22 protein-coding genes are annotated in these 23,170 nt (G+C 46.2%); 3 read left to right on the forward strand and 19 right to left on the reverse strand.

Going from position 1 to position 23,170, the window contains the following annotated elements; translation table 11 throughout:
- Positions 1 to 5 precede the first annotated feature (5 nt).
- The gene (gene pflB, locus P400_RS0113900) at positions 6 to 2,240 is read right to left on the reverse strand and encodes a formate C-acetyltransferase (RefSeq protein WP_026826769.1); all 2,235 of its coding nucleotides are present in this window, start codon (positions 2,238 to 2,240) and stop codon (positions 6 to 8) included.
- Positions 2,241 to 2,613: 373 nt separating this feature from the next.
- Here pflB and P400_RS0113905 point away from each other — a divergent pair, with 373 nt between their 5' ends.
- Genes P400_RS0113905 through P400_RS0113915 form a run of 3 tightly spaced genes read left to right on the forward strand, consistent with a single transcriptional unit; the run spans position 2,614 to position 4,897 of the window.
- Positions 2,614 to 3,036 (forward strand): hypothetical protein, encoded by a 423-nt coding sequence (locus P400_RS0113905; protein ID WP_026826770.1) that lies wholly within the window; start codon positions 2,614 to 2,616, stop codon positions 3,034 to 3,036.
- A 53-nt stretch (positions 3,037 to 3,089) separates the two neighbouring features.
- Positions 3,090 to 4,256, forward strand: a complete 1,167-nt coding sequence (locus tag P400_RS0113910; protein ID WP_034771232.1) for a DEAD/DEAH box helicase — start codon at positions 3,090 to 3,092, stop codon at positions 4,254 to 4,256.
- On the forward strand, positions 4,253 to 4,897 hold the full coding sequence (locus tag P400_RS0113915) for a hypothetical protein (RefSeq protein ID WP_026826772.1): 645 nt from the start codon (positions 4,253 to 4,255) through the stop codon (positions 4,895 to 4,897). Before P400_RS0113910 ends, P400_RS0113915 begins: the two co-directional genes overlap by 4 nt.
- A 137-nt stretch (positions 4,898 to 5,034) precedes the next feature.
- Here P400_RS0113915 and P400_RS0113920 read toward each other — a convergent pair whose 3' ends face one another.
- The 18 genes from P400_RS0113920 to P400_RS0114010 form a co-directional block, all read right to left on the reverse strand.
- Positions 5,035 to 5,607: a hypothetical protein gene (locus P400_RS0113920; protein WP_026826773.1), complete on the reverse strand. Its 573-nt coding sequence runs from the start codon at positions 5,605 to 5,607 to the stop codon at positions 5,035 to 5,037.
- Positions 5,608 to 6,033: 426 nt separating this feature from the next.
- Positions 6,034 to 7,134, reverse strand: coding sequence for a hypothetical protein (locus P400_RS0113930; RefSeq protein ID WP_026826774.1), 1,101 nt, complete (start codon positions 7,132 to 7,134; stop codon positions 6,034 to 6,036).
- 9 nt (positions 7,135 to 7,143) lie between these two features.
- The gene (locus P400_RS0113935) at positions 7,144 to 7,950 is read right to left on the reverse strand and encodes a hypothetical protein (RefSeq protein ID WP_026826775.1); all 807 of its coding nucleotides are present in this window, start codon (positions 7,948 to 7,950) and stop codon (positions 7,144 to 7,146) included.
- On the reverse strand, positions 7,947 to 8,627 hold the full coding sequence (locus P400_RS0113940) for an ATP-binding cassette domain-containing protein (RefSeq protein ID WP_026826776.1): 681 nt from the start codon (positions 8,625 to 8,627) through the stop codon (positions 7,947 to 7,949). Before P400_RS0113940 ends, P400_RS0113935 begins: the two co-directional genes overlap by 4 nt.
- Positions 8,605 to 8,997: a GntR family transcriptional regulator gene (locus P400_RS0113945; RefSeq protein ID WP_026826777.1), complete on the reverse strand. Its 393-nt coding sequence runs from the start codon at positions 8,995 to 8,997 to the stop codon at positions 8,605 to 8,607. The genes P400_RS0113940 and P400_RS0113945 overlap by 23 nt, the downstream gene beginning before the upstream one ends.
- Positions 8,998 to 9,136: 139 nt before the next feature.
- Positions 9,137 to 9,727, reverse strand: coding sequence for a kinase (locus P400_RS0113950; protein ID WP_026826778.1), 591 nt, complete (start codon positions 9,725 to 9,727; stop codon positions 9,137 to 9,139).
- Between the two features lie 51 nt (positions 9,728 to 9,778).
- Positions 9,779 to 11,464 carry a b(o/a)3-type cytochrome-c oxidase subunit 1 gene (locus P400_RS0113955; protein WP_034771235.1) on the reverse strand — a complete coding sequence of 562 codons (1,686 nt, stop codon included), beginning with the start codon at positions 11,462 to 11,464 and terminating at the stop codon, positions 9,779 to 9,781.
- Positions 11,465 to 11,935, reverse strand: a complete 471-nt coding sequence (locus tag P400_RS0113960; RefSeq protein ID WP_026826780.1) for a cytochrome c oxidase subunit II — start codon at positions 11,933 to 11,935, stop codon at positions 11,465 to 11,467.
- A 24-nt stretch (positions 11,936 to 11,959) separates the two neighbouring features.
- A complete protein-coding gene (locus P400_RS15635; protein ID WP_224863290.1) occupies positions 11,960 to 12,079 on the reverse strand; it encodes a cytochrome c oxidase subunit 2A in 120 nt (39 codons plus the stop codon).
- A 177-nt stretch (positions 12,080 to 12,256) separates the two neighbouring features.
- Positions 12,257 to 12,967 carry a Crp/Fnr family transcriptional regulator gene (locus tag P400_RS0113970; RefSeq protein WP_026826781.1) on the reverse strand — a complete coding sequence of 237 codons (711 nt, stop codon included), beginning with the start codon at positions 12,965 to 12,967 and terminating at the stop codon, positions 12,257 to 12,259.
- 149 nt (positions 12,968 to 13,116) lie between these two features.
- Positions 13,117 to 14,502 carry an aldehyde dehydrogenase gene (locus P400_RS0113975; RefSeq protein WP_051545998.1) on the reverse strand — a complete coding sequence of 462 codons (1,386 nt, stop codon included), beginning with the start codon at positions 14,500 to 14,502 and terminating at the stop codon, positions 13,117 to 13,119.
- A gap of 166 nt (positions 14,503 to 14,668) precedes the next feature.
- Positions 14,669 to 15,814 (reverse strand): MFS transporter, encoded by a 1,146-nt coding sequence (locus P400_RS0113980; RefSeq protein WP_026826783.1) that lies wholly within the window; start codon positions 15,812 to 15,814, stop codon positions 14,669 to 14,671.
- A gap of 121 nt (positions 15,815 to 15,935) precedes the next feature.
- Positions 15,936 to 16,649, reverse strand: a complete 714-nt coding sequence (deoD, locus tag P400_RS0113985; RefSeq protein ID WP_015880817.1) for a purine-nucleoside phosphorylase — start codon at positions 16,647 to 16,649, stop codon at positions 15,936 to 15,938.
- Positions 16,650 to 16,664: 15 nt separating this feature from the next.
- Positions 16,665 to 17,375 carry a response regulator transcription factor gene (locus tag P400_RS0113990; protein ID WP_026826784.1) on the reverse strand — a complete coding sequence of 237 codons (711 nt, stop codon included), beginning with the start codon at positions 17,373 to 17,375 and terminating at the stop codon, positions 16,665 to 16,667.
- Entirely contained in the window at positions 17,372 to 19,123 is a 1,752-nt protein-coding gene (locus tag P400_RS0113995) for a sensor histidine kinase (RefSeq protein WP_026826785.1), read from the reverse strand. Before P400_RS0113995 ends, P400_RS0113990 begins: the two co-directional genes overlap by 4 nt.
- Positions 19,124 to 19,223: 100 nt before the next feature.
- Entirely contained in the window at positions 19,224 to 20,441 is a 1,218-nt protein-coding gene (locus P400_RS15420; protein WP_051545999.1) for a M48 family metallopeptidase, read from the reverse strand.
- Positions 20,442 to 20,537: 96 nt separating this feature from the next.
- Positions 20,538 to 21,626 carry a PQQ-dependent sugar dehydrogenase gene (locus tag P400_RS0114005; RefSeq protein WP_026826786.1) on the reverse strand — a complete coding sequence of 363 codons (1,089 nt, stop codon included), beginning with the start codon at positions 21,624 to 21,626 and terminating at the stop codon, positions 20,538 to 20,540.
- Positions 21,627 to 21,663: 37 nt separating this feature from the next.
- Positions 21,664 to 23,124 carry an MDR family MFS transporter gene (locus tag P400_RS0114010; RefSeq protein WP_026826787.1) on the reverse strand — a complete coding sequence of 487 codons (1,461 nt, stop codon included), beginning with the start codon at positions 23,122 to 23,124 and terminating at the stop codon, positions 21,664 to 21,666.
- Between the last annotated feature and the right edge of the window lie 46 nt (positions 23,125 to 23,170).

A 23,170-nucleotide genomic window follows, 5' to 3' on the forward strand; every position in this document is an offset into this window, starting at 1 on the left:
TTTATTTACAACGAACCGTGGAACGTACGGTTGATTACATCAATCTGTTGCTCACGCGTCAATTTGATGAAGTTGACTGCATATCCAGATACGCGGATTGTGAGCTGTGGATACTCTTCTGGATGTTCCATCGCATCAAGGAGTGTTTCACGGTTGAAGACGTTGACGTTCAAATGATGTCCCTTATGCTCTCCACTCATATAACCGTCGAGAAGTGCCGCCAAGTTGAGTTCACGTGCGATTTCTTCTTTTCCGAGTGCTTTCGGTACGATTGAGAATGTGTACGAGATTCCATCCTGTGCGTGCTCAAACGGAAGTTTCGCGACTGATGAAAGTGATGCAGCCGCACCTTTAGTATCTCGTCCATGCATTGGGTTTGCTCCTGGAGCAAACGGTTCACCAGCACGACGACCGTCTGGCGTGTTCCCAGTTTTCTTACCGTAGACGACGTTTGATGTGATCGTGAGTACCGATTGTGTGTGAAGCGCGTCACGGTATGTTTTATGTTTCCGTACTTTTTCCATGAATGACTCGACGAGTTCGACAGCGATCGCATCGACACGGTCATCATTGTTTCCGAATTTCGGGAAGTCTCCTTCTGTTTCGAAGTCGATGATGATTCCTTCTTCGTTACGGACCGGTTTAACGTTCGCGTATTTGATTGCCGAGAGACTGTCGGCCGTTACCGAGAGACCAGCGATTCCACAAGCCATCGTCCGTAAGATTTCTGGATCGTGAAGCGCCATTTCGATTCGTTCATATGCATATTTGTCATGCATGAAGTGAATGACGTTGAGTGTGTTGACGTATAGTTCTGCCAACCAGTCGAGTGTACGGTCGAAATCGGCATATACTTTTTCGTACGTGAGTACATCTTCTGTGTTCATTTCCCAAACCGGGGCAATTTGAGCGCCGTTCTTCTCATCGCGTCCGCCGTTCATGCTATAAAGAAGGGCTTTTGCCATGTTGGCACGCGCACCGAAGAACTGCATTTGTTTCCCGATCTTCATCGGTGATACACAACATGCGATGCCGTAGTCGTCGCCGAATTGTGGCATCATCAAGTCATCGTTTTCGTATTGAATGGCCGACGTTTCAATCGACATTTTCGCACAGTATTGTTTAAACCCTTCTGGAAGTTTCGTTGACCAAAGGACAGTCAAGTTCGGTTCCGGAGCTGGTCCAAGGTTTGTGAGTGAATGCAAGAATCGGAACGAGCTCTTCGTGACGTTCGAGCGACCATCTTCACTCATCCCACCGATTGATTCTGTTACCCATGTTGGGTCACCTGAGAATAATTCGTTATAGTCCGGTGTCCGTAAGAATTTGACGATCCGAAGCTTCATGATAAAGTGGTCGACGATTTCTTGGACATCTGATTCGGTCAAACGACCAGACTCGATATCACGCTCTGCGTACACATCAAGGAACGTGGAGACGCGACCGAGTGACATCGCCGCACCATTTTGTTCTTTGATGGCTGCGAGATAGGCCAAGTACACCCATTGATACGCTTCTTGCGTGTTTTCCGCAGGACGACCAAGGTCAAATCCATAAGCCGACCCGAGTTGCTTGAGCTCTTGGAGGGCACGAAGTTGTTCATTCAGCTCTTCCCGCTCGCGGATGTCCGATTCAGATAAGAATCCGCCGCGTTTTGCCAAATCTTTTTTACGTTCTGCCATCAAGAAGTCAATCCCATAGAGAGCGACGCGACGATAGTCCCCGATGATGCGTCCACGACCGTAAGCATCCGGAAGACCTGTGATAATCCCCGACTTACGAGCGGCCCGCATCTCAGGCGTATAGGCATCGAAGACACCTTGGTTATGTGTTTTACGGATTTCTGAGTAAATTTTTGTGATTTCTTCATCTGGTTCGAAACCATATGATTCGAGTGCGGCATCAACCATACGAATACCGCCATTCGGGTGAATCGAACGTTTGAACGGTTCATCCGTTTGAACGCCGACGACTTTTTCTAACTCTTTGTTTAAGTAGCCTGGTCCATGCGACACAATCGTCGATGGTGTGTGTTGATCGACGTCCCAGACGCCTCCACGTTCACGTTCTTCTTTTGTAAGTTCCATCACACGATTCCACAGAACGTTCGTCGCTTCTGTCGGACCTGCTAAGAACGTATCGTTCCCTGTGTATTCATGACGGTTCAAACGGATAAACTCACTGACGTTTACTTCATTCGTCCATTGACCAGGTACAAAACCTGACCATGCGGATTTGATTTCGGTTGCCATGTTGATTCACTCCTCATTCTCGAAAGTAACTGCCTGCTATCTATACTTGAAGTGTACGTGAAAACGTGAACAATATGTTTTACATTATTGTGAAACTTGTAACAATCTTATGAACGTGATAAAACAGCCGTTTTTGAAAGCGTTTCACAAACTGTTATATTCCTTACTTCATAAAGTTTGAAACAGATGAGTCCCTGTTAGATAGGGTTTCAATTTCATCTGTACTATTTTGATTGTTCTGTGACTAACTATACAGTTTTTAGAGTGATTTAACTCACATCACTCGGTTAGAACTTGAATTTTCGTGTCGTATCAGACACAATGAAGGCAGAACATTGTATAAGAGGAAGGGGTTCTACTTATGACGTACGAACCATTAACAACAAACAATACCTTTCAAGTCGGCGATCGTATCTCATTGAAGGTCGACGAGGCAGGTGAAAAGCGTGACGGATTTATCACAGAATTTGAAGATGGAGGGTTCTGGATTCGCTTTGACGATGACATCGAAAATGAAGATTTTATCGATTATCGCGACCAACTACTCGCTGCACTTGAGTCGCGTCCAATGAATGTCATCACGACACACCCGGAACTGAAACCGTTCGAGCAAATGACGACCGAGTTACAGTATCGTGTCTATCAAGGATTCACGATTGAACAAGTTAAATTGACAGAAGAAGGTGCGGATGCCCACATCCAACTCATTGAGGACGGTCAAACGTTTACACAGACGTTACGTTCTTCAATGGAAGATGGTCAGGAGCATGTTCGCTATATTTGACGAGGGAGCGCTTTCGCTTCCTTTGTTTTTGCCTAAAGATAAGGAGACCGATTATGAATTTTACAAAACCTTTTATTAACGAAACGTGGGAACGGATGGGCTTTAACGAGCCGATGCCGGTCCAAAAAGAAGCGTTTCCCCTACTATTAGATGGAAAAGACGTGACAATCGAAGCACCGACGGGAACGGGTAAGACGCTCGCCTATTTACTTCCCGCGATTGAAAAGATTGATCCGTCGAACGATCGTATCCAAGTCGTCATCGTCGCCCCGACTCGTGAACTTGTCATGCAGATTCAACAAGTCGCACAGCGCTTCACTGAAAAAGGCGACGTCCGCATCGGTTCATTCATCGGCGGTGTCGAATTGAAACGCCAAATCGACCGGATCAAGAAAAAGCCGCATTTGATTGTCGGGACACCGGGTCGTCTCGTCGAGTTGATTGACAAGAAAAAACTGAAGCTTCACGAGACACATACCGTTATTTTAGATGAAGCCGACCAAATCATCGACAGCGGTTTGACAGAGGCCGCAGAACGAATCATCAAGCATACTGCGCATGAGCGTCAGCTTGCACTCGTCTCGGCAACACTCACCGATTCACTCAAAGAGTGGTCATCACCATTCATGAACGAGCCGGCTCATATCAAAATCGAACGTGCTGTCAGCGATCAAGTGACATACGGCTATCTGTTGACGACGCGTCGCTACAAACCAGAACTCCTTCGCCGTCTTTCACACGTCGATGGCGTGAAGGCACTCGCCTTCATCAACAACCGTTCGTTCTTGCCACCTCTTCGAGGAGAATTAGAGAAGTTGAAAGTGAACTATCGGATGCTCGACAGCTTGAAAGGAAAACGTGAACGCGTCGAGACGCTCCGTGAATTCCGTAAAGGGGAATACCCGCTCCTCATCACGACCGGCCTCGCGGCACGCGGCCTCGATATTGAGGATGTGACACATGTCGTCCATTTCGACTTACCGGAATCAATCGACGACTTCATTCACCGTTCAGGCCGTACCGCTCGCGGTAGCGCAGCCGGAACCGTCCTTTCCCTTGTGACGACAGACGATCTCCCACACTTGAAATCATTCGCACGTCAGCTCGGTGTCGAGTTAAAAGAACTTGAGATTTATCGTGGCGACGTGATTGAGAAACGGATTGAGGAGAAGCCTCCTGTCGTCAAACGTCCTGAGAACAAGCGAGGACCGCGCCGATGAAAAAAGACCGGAAAGTAATTCCCTTCCCTTTGCTCGTCGAAGAGTCCGAATTGCTTGCCGAACTGAAAAAGTTATATGAGCAAGCGGCTCTTGCGCGAAGCACACAGTGGACGAACTATATTCAAGAGATCGCGTCGGAAGGGACTTGGCATTTAAAAGACGCTGAGCTCTTCCGTGACCTCTTCATCGACTGGGCCGTCTTCTTTGAGACGGACGAGGACGGTATGACGCCCCACGGTCGCTATTTGACTGACCATAAGGGCGACATGTCACCTGCCCTCTATCACGCACTTCGTGGACTTGCTGTCCCGCGTTGCAGCATTTTTGAAGTGACCGAAGACGGTCAGTTAAAAGACTGGGAGTCAAAAGAGACATATGCTGTTCAGTTACCGGAAGAACGTGAGACCGGCGACCTCGTCCTCGGGAAGTTACTCGATATCCGAGGCAGCTGGCGCTTCGGTTCGGCGTTCCTCGCCTTACCCGCGAAAATGTCTGGTAATGTTGTCGATCTATATATCGACTTTACGGATGAAGTGGGTCCCGGTGCCTTTTTGGAGCAGTTCCCAGAGTTCTGTGCGGAACTGATCGACTTGTTACTTGATTTAGAAGAAGGCGTCATCATCCCGAAACCGACTAAGTAAAGGGGCCGGATTTGTATGCAATCATCGCCTCACTATACTTATGGGTGCAAGTTCAGTATTCCAACACTAATACAAAGAGCGGGTATGCCAAGACCCGCTCAGATTTTATGAGACTCCGAAATCAATCGGGGTCTGTTTTATTTCCCAAAGGCTGCTGAACATGATCCAATCACAGATGAAACACCGAAGAGATCTAGCAAGGCTTCGCGCGCATCTGGTCCTGCATCTTTAGCGGCGAGTCGGACAGCTTGTTTAAGTGACGCTGTCTTACTTAATTTATCCTCTCGTGACATCTTATAGTATGGTTTGATTGCTTTAACAAACTTAGTGGCGCCACCGACAGATTTCAAGGCAGACTTAATTTTGAGGATTTTAGCTGGAGTAAAATTGACGACAATTGCAGTTCCGACGGCCCCTACACAACCTGCAATTGAACCTATACTAGCCATTCGAACATCCGATAAACCTTGTCCCTCATCTAAACCGAGTGGGAAACTCACTTCATTCTCAAGGTATGTTTTAATGGCTTCCTCGCCTTGCATAATCACTTCATCCGGCATATTCTCGATTGCAGTTAGGATCTCAATTAACTGTAAATCCTGCTCATCCAAACCATCAGCAGCGTTAGCTGAACCTACTGGTATGAGTGAGGCAGACAAAACAAGTACCATTGCCATCATAACTGATACAATTTTTGATTTTATGGACAATTTATCTCTCCTCCTTCGTTTTCACTCCAAATTTAAGCACTGCAGCGATTAGAAAAATCGCAATGGTTATAACCGCTTTACTATTCTCAGACAATCCATCCACAAAAAAGTGTATAACGGTAATGGCTGCGAGGAGTAGGATGTAAATCCACTCTTTAGTCGAATTTTTCATATATATGACCTCCCATTCACTCGCAAAATTAACATACTAAAATTTGGAATGTAAGCCCGGAAAAGATGTTCTAAGGAGTAAGACATATGTCTATATTTAGAAATGTAAAAAATAAAAAAAGCGGACAAACTTGTCCGCTCAGAATGTTGATGAGGCATCCTCCCCGTTATAGCAGTGAAGAAACGTTATCGTAGCGGTCATCACTAGTAATGACGCTGACTCACGCTTCGGGTGGACCCCATCTTTGCATATTTTTATCTGACATATACGTCAATCTGTTTGAGCATGTCACGCGCTTCTTCATTTTCAGGCGTGATTGCCGCGCTTGAGATTTGTCTCCTATCCTCGTATACATCGATAACGACACCGTCCTTCGCTTGGCGCGTTTGGTACAGGCGACCATTTACGTAAGAGGCATGATCCACCGAGTCGAGAACTATCCGAGTCGTTTGTTTCCCGGTGTTCAAGTCGATGACGACTTCCTCGCCGTCTTCATTTAATGCGATCAGGTTGTGGCCTGACACTGTATGATCCCAAAAGCCTTGGCCTTCAACCAATTGAACAACTTTCCCCGTTTTTGTATCGTAAGCGAATAGTCCTGGCATCGCGTCCTCAACATGGATGTCCTCTTCCCCTTCTCGGATGACTTCGTGAGAACTAACACTGACTGGAACGTAACGTGTTTCTGTCAGCCGAGTATCTACATCAGTAGCATAAAATCGATTCGTATGCATGACACCGGTGATAAATCCTTTGTCCATACTCAATTCTTTGACGGTCACATCATTCATCGTCTGGTTGAACGTGGCGAGCATCGTTTTTTTTACCTCGCCATATCCGTCCCGATAGATCAAATTTAACTGGCCGTCCTTAATAAAGATACCTGCCCACCACCCTGTCATGATCTCATAAATTTGACGTTCCTCGGCATCGAACGTATAAGTCGATAGCTCTTTTCCTTCTACTTGTTCAAATACGATGAGCTCTTTCATTCCATCCTGACCGACCCCGATATATCCCTCTTCTGTTTGAATCGATTGGGCATATGTCATTCCGTTCATTTGTCGATGAACCGGGCGTTCTCCCTCATTTAAACGTTCATGATACCGTAGCGCCTCAGCAATATAATTCAAATTTGACGTGATGCGACTCTCATCAGTCGTCACTTCAAACCGCTCTTCTACACTGTCCTCTATGCTATAACTGATCTCAACCACTGCGTCTGTCCAAACAGATGGATTCGAATTGATGTCTAACGCCCATTCTGCTTTCGTTTCCGTCGCATCAACAGCAAACGTCCCAAGTCCAATCACGATGACCGCACCAAGAGCGGCCACATTCCACATTCGTTTCATTTTCTCACCTCAAACATTCAGTTTCGTCTGTAAAAATCGTCCGCCTAGCCAAATCGTCACACCTGCCCATGCTATCAACACCACACCGACATATACAATCGTCTCATCATAAATCAGGTAATTATCCAAGAACGCGTAGCCTAAAATCGGAATAGTTAAGATGACAACTAGAATCGATAAGCTAAGTACCGGTGACCACAACGTCCGTTGCCAGAAACTTCGTTCAATCAACACAAATGCGAAGATGAAGAGCACAGCGATCGTGATCATCAATTGATGAATGACAAAATTAACGAGTGAAGAAGGATACATCATAGACAGTATTGCCTGGTACGATAGTGCTTGTTCAAATGACCCTTGCATCGGAATCATCTTATCTTCGAACCAACTTGTAAACGCTATGTATTGCAACTTAAGGGCAATCCATTCGACAGCGAACAACCCGAACGTCATCATTAATATGGTAGCGAGTTTGGCGAAAAAAATGGTCATTCGTTTTAGTGGCATTGTGAGGAGTCGCATCATGAACGTCCCTCGTCCTTGAAAATCGCGATACCAAATCCATACGCTGTACAGTAACACGGCAGCAACGGCAATCCCGAGTGACAAGAGATAAGGCGTACCACCAAGATAGTCCGCAAATGACATTTGATAGTCTGCATCTCCTGCACGACGTAACTGTTCATAAAAATTCGTCTCGCCCCATAAAAAGTAGCCGAGATATCCAAACTGGACGACGAGGAGACCGGTGACTAACATCAAGAACGGTTTTGTGACACGCTCGACTTCCCAACTCAATAGTTTCAATAGATTCATGCCCCGTACTCCTCTCTCATCACATCGACGATGGACTTCCCATGAATGAAACGGACATCTTCGACATCAAACTCACGGACGATGCGTCCGTTATTCAACATGACCGCCTTGTCGATCAAGTACTCGATATCTTCAATCTCGTGTGTCGTAATGAGCACGCCACGATTCTCCATGACCTCACTCGAAAACAGTTCGACAATCTGTTCTTTCGAAAAGACATCGATTCCTGAGAACGGTTCATCGAGTAATAAATAATCCGGGTCTTGGGCAATGCCGAGTGCGAGGTTCGCTTTGGCGAGCGTCCCTTTCGATAACTCGCTTAACTTATCCTCCGGGAACAATTTAAAGTCTTCGACGAGACGAGCAAATAATGCCGAATCAAATGTCGGATAAAAGTCTTTCATGAACGCCTCACATTGCTCGATTGTAAAGTGAATCGGGAACATCGCATGGTCTGCGACGAAAGCGACACGATTCAAATCGATCGGTTTTTCATCAATCAATACCGAACCTTTATCAAAAGGTGTCAATCCCATGATGCCTTTCAATAACGTCGATTTCCCTGTACCGTTCAGTCCGATGAGGCACGTGATTTCTCCTTTGTTCGCTGTGAACGAAACGTCTTCAATGACTTGTTTTTTGCGATAGCGCTTCTTAACTCCCAACACTTCGATCATCGTATATTCCCTCCTTGTACTGTCGTTTAATCTTCTCGACCAGCTCGTCCACCGAGACGTCGAGTTCTTGAATCGCTTCCACAAATACAGCGACCGCGTCATCTACAATCTCAGAACGAATGTGTTTCAAGATGGCGTCGTCTGTCGTCACGCGACTCGGTCGATTTCGTTCGGTCGTAATCAATTGTTGGTCCTCCATTTCCTTAAACGCTTTTTGAACCGTGTTCGGATTAATTTTTAAATCGTTTGCTAGTTCTCGTCGGGATGGCATCTCATCCCCGGCTCTCAGTTCACCGAGTGCCATCTTCTTCTTGAAGTAGTCGACGACCTGTAGATAAACCGGTGCCCTCGTATTGAATTGCATGTTCATCACCTTTCTAAGTGTATGACATGGTTAATACACTTTCTAACTGTATTATTAGTTTAATACACTTCTGCGTCAATCATTTTTTCAATTTTTCTCCAAATAAAAAACATCTGACACGTGCGTCAGATGTTGAAATGTTCAGTCAGAGTATGATATCCGCCCCTCTTTTCGGATCGATTTGTTGAAGATACAGATCTTCCCCGGGCCAGTACCGGCGCTTATATTTCGCAAGTCTTTTCGCCGGATCGCCGAGGTATGTATCACGGTTCAATACTCGCTCATAACGAACCTCGCGTGGGCAGTCGAGATAAATCACATAATCGAAATAAGGACGCCATTCCGGTCGCTGCAAAAAAATCCCCTCTATGACGACTGTATGAGCAGATGACACATCAATCTTCTCTTCTGCGATGACATCTCGTTCATACACGTAACGAGGTAATTTTAGTTCGGTAATCCCATTCCTTAATGGACGAAACAGTTCACACTCAAGACGCGATACGTCCCATTGTAGAGCATAATACTCGGTCGGTTCAGACTGTCCGGTCTCATAGCGCTTTGCACGTTCGACGATATAGTCATCGATGTGAAGAACATAAACACTCGGCTCATTGCTCAAATGTGAAACGCGCGTCGTTTTGCCCGCTCCGCTCAGTCCATCAATCGCTACGACAAACGGTCGATTCCCTAAGTGCATCGAACGTGCTGCATGGATGACTTCTAATGTGTTCATACCGTTCCTCCCCACACAAAAAAGTCAGCTCACGTATGAGCTGACTTTAGTTTACCAGAGTACCCAACCACGCGCTCCAGGAGGCGCACTCTCAATCAAGTGCCAGATTGGAACGGTGTATGCAAATGCGATCAAGACGAATGTCACGGTGATCCATAGTTTCCAATTCTCGAAATAACGTGGTGTATCCATCGCTGCTTCCTCTGTCTCAGCGAGCGGGAATTCTTCTTCGCCTTTCGGTGCGAGGAATGACAAGTTGAACATCGAGTAGACGAAGATGAGAACAGAGATGAACAAAATTGTTCCCCCGATTGCCATCATGACGTGATATGGAATCCATTCACGTGTCAACGCATCTGAGAAATAAGTTGCCGGACCCGTACGACGTGGGTTCCCATTCAACCCTGAGATATGCATCGCATACGACATGATGGCCATACCGAACGCCCACGTTCCTGCTTGAATCAAACCAAGTTTGTTCATCGCCTTCGTCAACGTGCGACCACGAAGGACTGGTACGAGCCAGTATGCCGTTCCGAAGAACGTCAAGGCAACAGCCGTTCCGACGGTGATGTGGAAGTGTCCTGTGACCCAAAGTGTATTGTGGACCATCGCGTTCAATTGGTGCGAAGCGTTGATGATCCCACCTGCGCCGGCAGGAATGAAGAACAACATCCCGACGAATGGTGCAAGGAAACGAACATCGCCATATGGCATTTTCTTCACCCAGCCGAACAACCCTTTTGCACCAAGCGCACGTCCACGAAGTTCGAACGTCGCAAAGAGCGAGAACGCCGTCATAAACGAAGGAATGACAACTAAGAACGTCAAGATAACTTGAACGAACTTCCAGAACGGTTCAATCCCTGGCTCTGTCAATTGATGGTGGAATCCGACCGGGAATGAGAAGAGTAAGAATAACAAGAATGCCATTCGCGCCAACGCATCAGAGAAGATTTTTCCGCCGATTACTTTCGGTACGACCGTATACCACACAATATATGCCGGCATGAGCCAGAAATACACGAGCGGGTGCCCGAAGTACCAGAATAATGTACGGGATAATTCAATACCGACTGTATCTTTCCACCCGAGTGAGAGCGGGAGGAGTTGGAATAAAATCGTCGCTGCGACACCGAGTGTCGCGATGACCCAAAGTAGCATCGTCATAATACTCATGTAAGCCGGGAGTGGTGGATGAACCCCTGGGTTATCACGTTTGTAATCTGCATACATCCGGAACATCGCGAACGAGGAGAACCACGTTCCGACTACGAACAGGACGAGTCCGACATAGAAGAGCGGATCTGCCATGAGCGGTGCATAAAATGTATAAAGTACAGTCCCTTTATTAGCAAGAATCATCACAGTGATCATGACAGCACCGATAATCATCGTCCAAAAACCGAGCCAAGCGACACGGGTCGGGAACGATTCAAAGCGACCGAATGACTTCGCAAGTAGCGCATATAATAGACCGATGATGAACATCGTTGTGAAGACGATACCGAGCATGATTCCGTGAGCTGTTAGTAACTGATAATATCCAAAAATTTCAGGAATGACACCGGTCCGAATTAACGTCTGCATCAAACCAGCCAACGCACCAATCAAGACAGCGAGAATCGATACAAGAACGTGACCGTAAGCAAGACGCGCTTCTTTCGCTCCAATACTCGGAACCGGAACTCCACGCTCCATCTCCCATTGCTTCAGTTTAGATGATACATCGTTCATTTACTCCACCACCTTGATTTTAGTCGACATCATGTGATGTCCTGTTCCACAATATTCGTTACAAAGAATCAAAAATTCTCCAGCTTCCTCAAACGTGTACGTCAATGAGTTGATATGTCCAGGGACGACCATCATATTGACCGGTGTACCTGTCAACTGAAATCCGTGAACGACGTCCGGTGACGTCACGAGGAACGTCACTTTTGCACCTTTTGGAATTTCGACATTCCCTGGTGTAAAGGTAAATGCTTGTGCAATCATGACGAGCTCGTATTCATTCTCGCCAATTTGATGAAGTCCCGGTTGATCAAACGGAGCCGTCTGATTCACTTTTGCCGGGTCGATCAAATCCGCATCCGATGCAGGTTGATTTCCCGCTGCGAAGGCAGATACCCCTAGAACAGTCAAGAAAACTGCAAGTAAGATAATACCAAACGTAAGCCAATATTTTTCTAATTTATGAATATGCATGACGAGACCCTTCTCCCTGTATGTTTATCGAGTAACAAATAAGTAAAAGACCGAAGACCACATGGCGATGATGACACCTGCGACAATCATGACCGATGTAAACGTTCCTTTAAGATTTGGTTCTTGCCCATCTTTATGTTCCACGTGTAAAACCCCTTTCGCTTGTTTTTCCACCTTTATTGTACGCAATCGCTCAGGTGATAATATGTGACATTTATCACTTCAAAAGTGACAATCACATCAATTTTGCGTAGTTTCAACACACAAAATTCACATTTTTAAAAAGGAGTCCACAAAAAAACCACCTACACATGAGGTGGTTTACAAACGACATATTCCAGCAGGACAACCCTCGCAGTGACAAAGCTCTTTCAAAAAATCAACATCGTGAATAACGATCGATTTTGCTGTTGTACTGATAACTCCGTCTTTTCGCCACTGGCTGATCAAACGGTTCACCGTCTCGCGCGGAGCTCCAATCAATTGCCCCAGTTCTCCATCGGACGGATGACGAGGAATCACAATGGTATCTTCTTCCTCTACACCATGCATGGCCGCCATCCGCAGTAATGTCGAGCCCAGCGCCCCTGGCTTTCCGTACAATAATAAGTCGCGGACTTTCATTTCCGAGTGCTTCCGCATCATCGATGTCCAGCGTAAAATTTCTCCAGCAAACCGAATATCGCGTTGCATCAGTGATTCTAGCTCACGTTTCGAAATCGTTCCAATTGTACTTTCTTCTGTCGTCTCGATACTGTATGAACTCGGGAAAGTTTCCACGATATCGAACTCACCGAAGAAATCATCTGGTCCATACATGAACATGACGAGTGGATTTCCTTTTTTTGTGATTTTCGTAAATTTAACAGAACCACTCTTTAAGTAAAAGAACTTATCACACTTCTCGCCTTCCCAACACACGATACTTGCTTTTGGATGATGCTGAATCGTCATCATTTCAAGTAACAGTTGTTTCGTTTCATCTGAAAATACAAAACTGTTCGGCTGAGTCGTTCCACATTGCATTGACATAAGTCGTTGCTCCCTCCACATTTCATTCGTCCGTTCCATTTATGACTTTATTATACAAGAGTGTGACAGGAAGAATCGTAAAAGTATGTGACATTTCAAACAATCTTTAAAAAAGAGATTCGGCTATTCTCCCGAATCTCTCTGCTTGTTTAACGCTGAATCAACCGAATCAATTTTTCTGCCGGTTTGAAGTTCGGATACCGGACCGGTAAATCGAATTTTGTCGTATTCTTTAAAATCGATTTGGCGTGACTGAACGTTTCAAAACTCGTTCGACCGTGATAAGCCCCCATCCCGCTCTCGCCGACTCCGCCAAACGGAAGGTTCGGATTCGTCAAGTGCATGATGACATCGTTCACGCACCCTCCGCCAAAGGAAAGATGTTTCATAACTGTTTTTTCCACGTCTTTCGATTCCGTAAAGAGATAGAGAGCAAGAGGATGCGGTCGGTCAGAAATGAACTCGATTACTTCATCAAGTTGACGGTACGGAATGACCGGTAAGATTGGACCAAAGATCTCGTCTTTCATCACATCAGCATCTTCATGAAGATTCGTCATGACAGTAGGCGCAATTTTTAGTTCATCTTGACTCGTTTCACCACCGAAAATAAGGTCACCCTCCGTCAAGTAGTGGGACAGACGGTCGAAGTGTGCTTCATTGACGATGCGCGTGTATCGTTTTGTCCCGACACCATTCCCGAACATCGCAAACGCTTCTTGTTTAACGGCTTCTAAGAAAGCTTCCTGTTGTGATTCATGCACGAGCACATAGTCTGGTGCGACACATGTTTGACCGGCATTCATCCATTTCCCCCATGCGACACGTTTCGCTGCAATCGAGACGTTCGCATCTCCATGAACGATAACAGGTGATTTCCCACCGAGTTCTAGTGTGACCGGTGTCAGATGTTCCGCTGCTGATTTATTGACGATCCGACCAACTTGCGTAGAACCTGTGAAGAAAATGTAATCCCATTTTTGATCCAATAATTCTTGAGCCGTGTCCTTATCACCTTCGACACTTGCTACATAGCGATCGGTAAAGGCGCGCTCTAACACCTGTGTCAAGATACGAGCGACGTTAGGCGTCAACTCTGAAGGTTTGACAACGGCGGTGTTCCCTGCGGCGATTGCGCCGATGAGTGGAGCAACAGCCAATTGGAAGGGATAATTCCAAGGAGCGATAATTAATACCGTACCGTACGGCTCATAACGTATCTCGCTCTTCATCCCAAGATGGATGGCTGTTCCACGGACACGTTTCGGACGCATCCACCGTTTTAATTCTCGTTTCGTTCGTGAAATCTCATCGTAAATAAATCCGATTTCTGTCGTATACGCATCCATCTCTGATTTGTTCAAGTCTTCGCGCAGAGCTTCTAACAAGTCCGGTTCATAGTGCTTGATCGATTCCTTTAAAAACGTCAGCATGCTCAAACGGAATGCCATTGATTTCGTCGCCTGAGTTTTAAAGAAGCGGCGTTGTTTCTGGACAAGCTCATCAATCGTCAACTGTTCAATCGGTGCCAGCATAAACTTTCCTCCTTATGATTTATCACATTTATTTCATCTTATCATCCAATGAAGAGTGAATCTAAGAAATCGCTTTCATCCATCGAACATCTTTCAATCCCCTATAAACGTTTAAAGGTTTAAACATTTAATCATATGTATAGATTAATGAATTAAAGTCATCGTGTCAAAACATTCGCCCTCTTTTTAGAGAACTCATCATAAAGAGAAGACTCGCTCCCCATAAAATTACTCCGGTCAGCGTAAACTGCTGGATGACCGAAAGAGAAAGCGCACTTAAAAACGACGATCCCGCCACCGTTCCGAGAGAGAAAAATGCATAAAATGCCCCGTACGCTTTTCCCCGATTTTGTGGGGATGTTGATTGAATCAACAATGTGTTGATTGCCGGAAATAAGATTGCAAATCCGACTCCATATAAGGCAAGTACCCCGTAAAGGCCAGATTGTACACTTGCTTGTCCAATGAGCAGCTGACTCGTCCCGATGATGGCCACCCCGAGTGCGCTCAATTTAGTCGGGGAAAAGCGATCGAACAGTCGGTTCGTTGGTAATAAAAAGAATAGGACGGCGACCACACCGAACATACTGAGTAACGTCCCACTCAATCGCGAATCGTATCCGAGCGCTTGCACATGGAGCGGCAATAAAAAAGCGAGCGCCCCTTGTGAAAACATGAGGAAGAAAGCCCCCCAATAGGCCCGAATCACTCTAGAATCAGCTTTCACCGGTTCGTCATCTGTTTTTGTCTTCACATCTATCATTTGACCGCGACGCATCGTGATGACCGTCAAGAACAGAATTATCCAACCGAATAAAGAGACGAATAGAAAAACGGTCGGGGGTGACGTCATACTTGCAACAATCCCACTAAAGGCTGGACCGACGATGGCCGCTAGACCAACAAAACTACCGGTGATTGCAACTTTCTTCCCTTGACGATTCGTCGCGGTGACGTTCGCAGACAGCGTAAACGCTGCCGGGACGATGAGCCCGGCCATAAAGCCGTGAACAAACCTTACAAACAGCAACATAGATGCTGAGTCGACGAACTGATAAGTCAATAAACTGAAGCTCGTCAAAAATAAACCGAGAACTAAAACGCGATATGGACCATTCCTGTCAGTCCATATACCAGATAATATATTTCCAAACGTGTTCGTCAACGAATAAATAGCAATAGAAAAACCAGCGATAAACGAAGATGCCCCAACGGATACCGCAAATGTACTCATAATCGGAAGTTGGGCGAACAAATCAAAAAAAGCAAAAAATACAATTGCATATAATATAAAACGCGATGGAGTTTTCATCAGACAATTCCTCTTTCTCGTGATCTTACCCTTAGTCTAGCTGGAGCTCCGTACGTTTCATAGGGATGAGTGGGTTTGGACACAAAAAATCCCTACAGCCATTGGCTATAGGGAAAATCGCTTAGTTTGTCACTTCGACGGCTGTGTCGAGAGCGACACGAATCATTTCATCGAACGTCGACTGACGCTCTTCTGATGTCGTCTCTTCACCCGTCAACAAGTGGTCAGAGATCGTGAGGATCGTCAACGCGTTCACTTTGTGTTTCGCTGCAAGTGTGTAAAGACCTGCTGCCTCCATTTCGATGGCGAGGCACCCGAAGTCTGCCCATTTCTTGAAGTGATGGAAATCGTCTTGGTAGAATTGGTCAGCTGTGAAGATTTGTCCGACTTTGACCGGGATGCCCGCCTTCTCTGCATTCATATATGCGCGATGTAGGAGGTCGAACGTCGCTGTTGGCGCATAGTCCATTCCGTTGAAGCGGACACGGTTTTGACCCATCTCACTTGATGCGCTCATCGCAATGACAACATCACGCACTTTAACGTCTTCTTGAATTCCGCCCGCTGTTCCGACACGGATCAAGTTTTTAGCACCGTACGACATGATGAGTTCGTTCACGTAAATCGACATCGAAGGCACACCCATCCCTGTACCTTGAACCGAGATACGCTTCCCTTTGTATGTTCCCGTAAAACCGTACATGCCACGAACTTCATTATATAATTCGACGTCTTCTAAAAACGTTTCCGCGATATACTTGGCGCGAAGCGGATCCCCTGGAAGTAGTACCGTTTCTGCAATTTGTCCTTCTTGAGCTCCAATGTGTACACTCATGTTTGAATTCCTCCTTTAAGCTTGTCGTTGAACCTGTTCCCGAAATTCGTTCGGAGTAACACCGACTTGTTTTTTAAAGACCTTCCGGAAATACTTATCATCCGAAAAACCGACTGCTTGGGCGACTTCATAAATACGTTGTCTACTCGATTCTAACAGGAGCTTCGCTTCGTTCATCCGAATCGTCAACACATATTCAGACAAGTTCACGCCATATTGCTGTTTAAAACGTCTCGAGATATACTCTCGACTTAAGTAAAATCGTTCACTCATACCTTGTAAACTCAGTTCTTCCGAAAAATGCTGTTCAATGAACGTTCCGATTTGGGCAATCGGGTCTTCACTCGATTCAGTCACCACGTCCGCTAACGCGCGTGCCAACGTATCATTCAATACGTCAGGATCAATCGGTTTCAACAAATAGTCAAAGCTACCATATTGGATGGCCCGTCGCATGTATGAATATTCATCGTATCCTGTCAACACGACAAGCTTAGAAAATGAAGCGTGGTCGTGTACCCACTCCATCAGCTCGATGCCGTCACAATGAGGCATTTGAATATCCGATAAAATAAGGGCAGGACGCTCTTGCTCGATGAGCGTCTGTGCTTCACGCCCGTCCGTTGCCTCGAGTACTTTCGTCACACCGAATCGTTCCCATTCACCGAGTAATTTCACCGCTTCCCTTACCGGAGATTCATCATCTACAATCAACACTTTCGTCATAACGCCACCCCCTCAGAAGAAGCGGGGAAACGCATCATAATTCGAAAACCGCCTGTTTCAGGTGTAGCCAACATAAATTCTGCCTCCCGATTATAGTTTAACATGAGTCGATCGCGAATGTTTCGTAATCCTGTTCCTTCTGTGTCATAAAATGTCGAATCGTCTTGTTCGATTCGTGACATGACCCGTTCCCATTCCTCGGTCGTCAACGAACGTCCGCTGTTCTCACAGCGAATCACGAGTGTCGCGCCTTCCATCCAAATCATCACGTCAAATCGATTCGCTAAAGCAGACCCGTCCCGCTCGAACCCATGTTTGAAAAAGTTCTCCGCCAATGGCTGTAAAATCATTTTGGGGACAATGAGTTCATGTAGTTCTTCTGAGACGTCGACTGTCACTTGAAACTGATTCGGAAAGCGTACGTCTTGCAGTCGAATGTATGAGTTCAAATGCTCGATTTCTCTCTTTAGAGAAACCATCGATTCCTCTGGATGCATCGTATATCGCATCATCGAAGAGAGTTGTGTGATCAATCGATAGACGGTCTTGCCATCCCCTTTTAAAGCTAACGTTCCGATGGACTGTAACGCATTGAATAAGAAATGCGGATTGGTTTGCGCCTGTAAGGCACGTAGTTCATTCGTTCGATTCTCTAGGGCAAGCTTATACTCCCGTTGAATCAAATCATCGATTCGTTCAATCATCCGTTTGAACTGTCTACCGAGGACACCGAATTCATCATTTCCGAGGGAATCGAACGATACGGTCATATCCCCCTGCTCGATTCGCCAAATGTTCGAGGTCAACGTCTTGATTGGAGTCGTCAGTTTCATCGAGGCATATGTCGCTCCAATCAAAGCCAAGATGAGCGAGATGATTCCGACAAGTAAGATAATGAATGACGTTCGTGAAGCCGGCTCAGTCAATAGCTGATCCGGAATCGATTTGCCTACGTAGAATTGCTGATGGTCGAACTCAAACGTTTTTGTGATTTGGTGATGTTTCCCATCGTTCGACACCGATGTCGGTTGAAACGAAGATGGAATCTCTCCATCTCCAAGATGGGCAAACACGCGACTGTCCTCACCGACGAACCATAAACTTTCGTCCGGACTGTTTTGAAGAGAAGCCAACTGTCCGATAAACGAGTCTTCTGGGATATCAAGCGACAGAATGGCAAGTGGCTCATCCGTTTCAATTTTATCGAGTCTGAAATGGAGGGTGACGACGTCTTCTTGTGTCATGATTGGTCCAAAGTCATGATAGGGAATCAGCGGATGTGAAGCTTCCAGCAATACACGACTTTTCGAATTGTCCAATAGCTGTTGTTGGACAGCGCTCGGTTCTTTTTTCGAACGTGGCGATACCTTCATTTTATAGGCTGCAAATGAGTCCATGTCTTCAAGCATTAACAACTGAATTTGGGCCACATCTTCCCGCGAAAGATACATCGCAAGAAGTGCCCGCCTCACTTCAATCTCTGTTTGCCTGAGTGATAGACCTGGTCCATATTCCAATATGTCTAATACATCACGATCTGCATATAAACTTGTCGGCAGCCTACTCAAGTCAGAGATGTATCGTTCCATCTGACGCGTCCCCCGCTCAAGCGACCATTCGGTCATCTCGAGACCACGTTCACGCTCTCGGTCCTCTACATACCAAAATGAAATGATGGTCGCCACGATGACCGGTACGATGATGGTCAACGCAATCATTCCCGTTAACTTTGTACGAATACTACTCACCGATATCCCTCCTACCTCATCAGTATATCACGCGCTATGCAAACGTTTGCAATAATCATAAAAAAAGACCCTTGTCTCTTTCGAAACAAGGATCAATTCTTTATTGATGCGATTCCATCAATTCAATGATTCGAGGACCATGTCCCCAGTCTCTTGCCACGTCAATCGGTTTCATGCCGTCTTCGTTTTCAATCGTGACATCTGCACCATTTTCAAGCAAAAGTCGGACCGTTTCTGGATCAACGTCATCGTTGTAGAACAGGTTATGGAGCGGCGTGTCTCCATACTCGTCTTGGATGTTCACGTCAGCCCCGTTCGCGAGTTCAGCTTCAATATCCTCATAACTGGCATTGGCATACGTCAATTCTTGAATTGGTTCTTCCTGTTCCGTCGCCCAGTCATTTTCAATATCCTCACTCATAGCCGATGCGACAATGTCAGATAAATCATCATTCATGACGAGGAACGCAATGATTGCCCCATTTCCGATGACAGTTAAGAGAATCGCTGTAATGATAGACGCCTTCACATATCCCGCCGTCTTGAACATCGGTACGTTTTCTTCACCGGCATGTGTCGCAATCGCTGCGATGCGTTTCGGTAACGTCGGATGTGTCGACAACAATTCACTATACTTCGCAATGAACCCATTTTCTCGGCTTGCTTCGTATAGATAGTCAAACTCATTCACTTCTTTAGCGAGCGGTCCCCCGATTGCGAGTACTGTCAACGCTCGTTTCGCCGCTCCAAAATCTTGAAGATAATGAGCTGCCATCCGGTCACACGTGTATTCACATGCGCGTGAGTATGCCGAACCTAAGAACGGAATGATACTACCGAGTAAGACCACCCATTGTTTTTGGACATGGTTTCGGCGAATGTGTGCCAACTCGTGCGCGATGACGAATTCGACTTCTTTCGTCTGTCCAGTACGTGTCAATTCCACGACGTCAGAATATAAAATGACCATATTCTTTTGGAAGAATCGTGTGGCGAAAGCATTTAACACGCCACCGGCCTGTAAGATATACACATCTGGCAACAAACGAATACCCATCTCAGCCCCGACGCGTTGAACCAGCTCATGAAGCTCTGTGAACTGCCGTGCCGTCACTTTGACACCGTTCGTCCGAATATACCCAATCTGAATCCAGTGTGTAAACATCGAGAGTGCTAAGATCGTCCCAATGATCCACAAGAAAAGACCGAATGATGCAATCGTCAGTACGATTCCTAAAATCAAGACGAGTACGCTTGCTGCGACTAATAATGAGAAGTATAAGTTTTCTCGTTTATGTACCAAGTTTGAATGTTTCATCTAATTTCTCCTTCTTTTCCCAAAATACATGTTTAATTATACCTTTCATTCCAGAAGAGACAATGAAAAAATAGAAACTGACGGATTCGTCAGTTTCTATCGAATGGTCACTTGATAAAGTTTGTCGTCTTGCGATTGTGGATTGCCGCGTCCGTCCGTATTATTCGAAATAAAATACAACGTATCGTCGTCTAACCATACATCGCGAATCCGCCCTACCCCTTCGACAATCGTCGTCACTTGTTTCGTCTCTCGGTTGATGGCGACGAGACGCTCGTTCCGAAGTGTCGCCATATATACATATCGTTCATCTGTCGCAATACCAGACGGCGCCCAAGACGTCTCACCGACTTCAAACCATGGCGTGACAAGACCTTCTTGTTGCTCGTTTCCTTCAATGATGGGCCAGCCATAATTGTTCCCTTCTTCAATCACGTTGACCTCGTCATGTCCACTCGCTCCATGCTCGCTCGCATAGAGAACGTCGTCAATCCGACTCAGCCCTTGTGGATTCCGATGACCAAGCGAATAGATCCAGTCGGTCGGTTCGCCTTCACCCGATAATGGAATTCGTAAAATCTTCCCTGCCAAAGATGACTCGTCTTGAGCAAGTTCTGGCACGAGCGCATCGCCCGTCGTCACCCAAAGATACTCACCATCGATTAGCAGACGCCCTCCATTGTGGAAGCGTGCCCCTGGAATCTCGTCAAGCACGACGTCTGTCTCTTCGAAACGTTCCCCGTCCCACGTCAATTCCACTACACGATTCTGCACGTCTCTTCCTGACGAGCCGTATGTGTGATACGCGTAAAGGATTCCGCTCGATTCAAAATCGTCACTTAACGCGATGCCAAGGAGTCCCCCTTCACCAATCTCAAATACGTCTTCCTTCAAGTTCACTGCAGATTGCGTCGCGCGACCCGAATCATCGATCACGGTGATCGTTCCGCCACGTTCCGATACGAACCATCCGTCCGGTGTACGAGCGATTGACCAAGGGATGTCCAAGTTTTCAACGATTGGTGTCACTTCTCCAATGTTAAGGTCCGACTCTTCAGCGATGCTCGATTCATCCGTAGTCTCTACCGATTCTTCTGTAGGCGGTTGTTCCGAGCCCTCATTTGTCGATTCTGGCGTACATCCTATAAGAAATAATAGTGTCACAACCCCGATTTGACGTTTCATGTCGGTTCGCCTCCCTTTCCTTCATCATACCCTTGTTTTAAGAATGTTGTGAAGGTTCAGGTCGGTGCGTTGGTAATCGGGACGCAATGATAAACGCGATGATTGCGGCGACCATCGCCCCGATAAATATACTGTTCAATCCGGTCGCGATGATTTGTTCACCTTGCAGACGGACAGAGGCGCTTAGCGTCTCCGTCACACGTTGATTAAAGAAATCTTCCAAAGACACTTTGGATAACGAGCTGCTTTCTTTAAAGTCGTTAAGAACGACAAAATTGAAAACCGCCCCAAACACAGCGACACCGAGCGTTTGACCGACTGTACTTAAAAATGAATTGGTCGCAGTCGCCGTTCCGCGTTGTTGATACGAGACGACGGTTTGCAGGACGACGATAAACATCGGCTGGGACAATCCAAATCCGACACCAATCAACGCCACTGCACTATATACCCACACGTCCGAACTAGACTGTGACAATAGCGTTAACGTGAGTGTCCCGATGACGAGTAACCCCATTCCAATCATGGCACGCCGTCTCGGAGAAGCCACACCGAGTGTCCGTCCACCGATAATCGACGTGAATGTCCACGCAACAGATAATGGCATCAGCATAAATCCGGCCTCTGTCGCCGTCTTGCCCAAAACAGCTTGTGCCCAGATTGGAATATAGGCTGACATGGAGACGAGTACCCAGGCTGCAAAGAAGACCGAACCGTTGATTGCGGCAATCGTTGGCTGCTTTAACAAGTCAAGCGGCAACAAGGGAGATTTTGCTTTTCGTTCCGATAAGAAGAAACTACCTAACAAAACGATACTTAACATTCCACTTCCGACGATCGTCGTCGTCCATTCATTCGTTTCACTGAACGTGATGAGGGCATATAAAAATGCGGTAGTTCCACTAGCAAACAAAAGGGCCCCTTTCAAATCGATTCGTTCACTCGTCTCGGTGACGTTCTCTTTATAAAAGATGATAATCATGATGAATGAGAGTAAGGCAAACGGCACGTTCAATAAGAATACGTAACGCCATGATAACGTTTCAACTAAAAATCCGCCGATAACGGGACCGAGTACACCCGATACCCCCCAAACCGCGCTTAAAATCCCTTGAATCTTTCCACGCTCTTCATATTTATATAAATCACCGATAATCGTCATCGAAATCGGGAGTACCGCACCAGCCCCCAAACCTTGCAGTGCTCGAAAGACGATCAATTGTTCCATCGATGTCGCCAGTCCACACAATAATGAGGATAGTGTAAATAATCCGATTCCAAACAACAAGACACGTTTACGCCCGAACAAATCTGCTACTTTCCCATAAATCGGTGTCGATACCGCTGTAAATAGTAAAAAGGCAGCAAACACCCAACTGACGAGCGTCGCTCCGTTCAATTCGCTAGCGATAACCGGTGTCGCAACTGATACGACCGTTCCTTCAATTGCCGCTAAAAAGGTTGCCAACAAAAGAGCAACCGTCACATTTTTTCTCATCCATTCCATCTCCCCAAAAAAATAGTGGCGTCGGAAGGTTCCGAGC

The sequence above is a fragment of the Exiguobacterium marinum DSM 16307 genome (assembly GCF_000620845.1).
GTDB classification, from domain to species: Bacteria; Bacillota; Bacilli; order Exiguobacteriales; family Exiguobacteriaceae; genus Exiguobacterium; species Exiguobacterium marinum.

Excerpts from the sequence above, each read along its gene's own strand:
- P400_RS0113905 (WP_026826770.1), top strand. The coding sequence starts at position 2,614 with ATGACGTACGAACCATTAACAACAAACAATACCTTTCAAGTCGGCGAT.
- P400_RS0113910 (WP_034771232.1), top strand. The coding sequence starts at position 3,090 with ATGAATTTTACAAAACCTTTTATTAACGAAACGTGGGAACGGATGGGC.
- P400_RS0113915 (WP_026826772.1), top strand. The coding sequence starts at position 4,253 with ATGAAAAAAGACCGGAAAGTAATTCCCTTCCCTTTGCTCGTCGAAGAG.
- P400_RS0113930 (WP_026826774.1), bottom strand. The coding sequence starts at position 7,134 with ATGAAACGAATGTGGAATGTGGCCGCTCTTGGTGCGGTCATCGTGATT.
- P400_RS0113935 (WP_026826775.1), bottom strand. The coding sequence starts at position 7,950 with ATGAATCTATTGAAACTATTGAGTTGGGAAGTCGAGCGTGTCACAAAA.
- P400_RS0113940 (WP_026826776.1), bottom strand. The coding sequence starts at position 8,627 with ATGATCGAAGTGTTGGGAGTTAAGAAGCGCTATCGCAAAAAACAAGTC.
- P400_RS0113945 (WP_026826777.1), bottom strand. The coding sequence starts at position 8,997 with ATGAACATGCAATTCAATACGAGGGCACCGGTTTATCTACAGGTCGTC.
- P400_RS0113950 (WP_026826778.1), bottom strand. The coding sequence starts at position 9,727 with ATGAACACATTAGAAGTCATCCATGCAGCACGTTCGATGCACTTAGGG.
- P400_RS0113955 (WP_034771235.1), bottom strand. The coding sequence starts at position 11,464 with ATGAACGATGTATCATCTAAACTGAAGCAATGGGAGATGGAGCGTGGA.
- P400_RS0113960 (WP_026826780.1), bottom strand. The coding sequence starts at position 11,935 with ATGCATATTCATAAATTAGAAAAATATTGGCTTACGTTTGGTATTATC.
- P400_RS0113970 (WP_026826781.1), bottom strand. The coding sequence starts at position 12,967 with ATGTCAATGCAATGTGGAACGACTCAGCCGAACAGTTTTGTATTTTCA.
- P400_RS0113975 (WP_051545998.1), bottom strand. The coding sequence starts at position 14,502 with ATGCTGGCACCGATTGAACAGTTGACGATTGATGAGCTTGTCCAGAAA.
- P400_RS0113980 (WP_026826783.1), bottom strand. The coding sequence starts at position 15,814 with ATGAAAACTCCATCGCGTTTTATATTATATGCAATTGTATTTTTTGCT.
- deoD (WP_015880817.1), bottom strand. The coding sequence starts at position 16,649 with ATGAGTGTACACATTGGAGCTCAAGAAGGACAAATTGCAGAAACGGTA.
- P400_RS0113990 (WP_026826784.1), bottom strand. The coding sequence starts at position 17,375 with ATGACGAAAGTGTTGATTGTAGATGATGAATCTCCGGTAAGGGAAGCG.
- P400_RS15420 (WP_051545999.1), bottom strand. The coding sequence starts at position 20,441 with ATGAAACATTCAAACTTGGTACATAAACGAGAAAACTTATACTTCTCA.
- P400_RS0114005 (WP_026826786.1), bottom strand. The coding sequence starts at position 21,626 with ATGAAACGTCAAATCGGGGTTGTGACACTATTATTTCTTATAGGATGT.
- P400_RS0114010 (WP_026826787.1), bottom strand. The coding sequence starts at position 23,124 with ATGAGAAAAAATGTGACGGTTGCTCTTTTGTTGGCAACCTTTTTAGCG.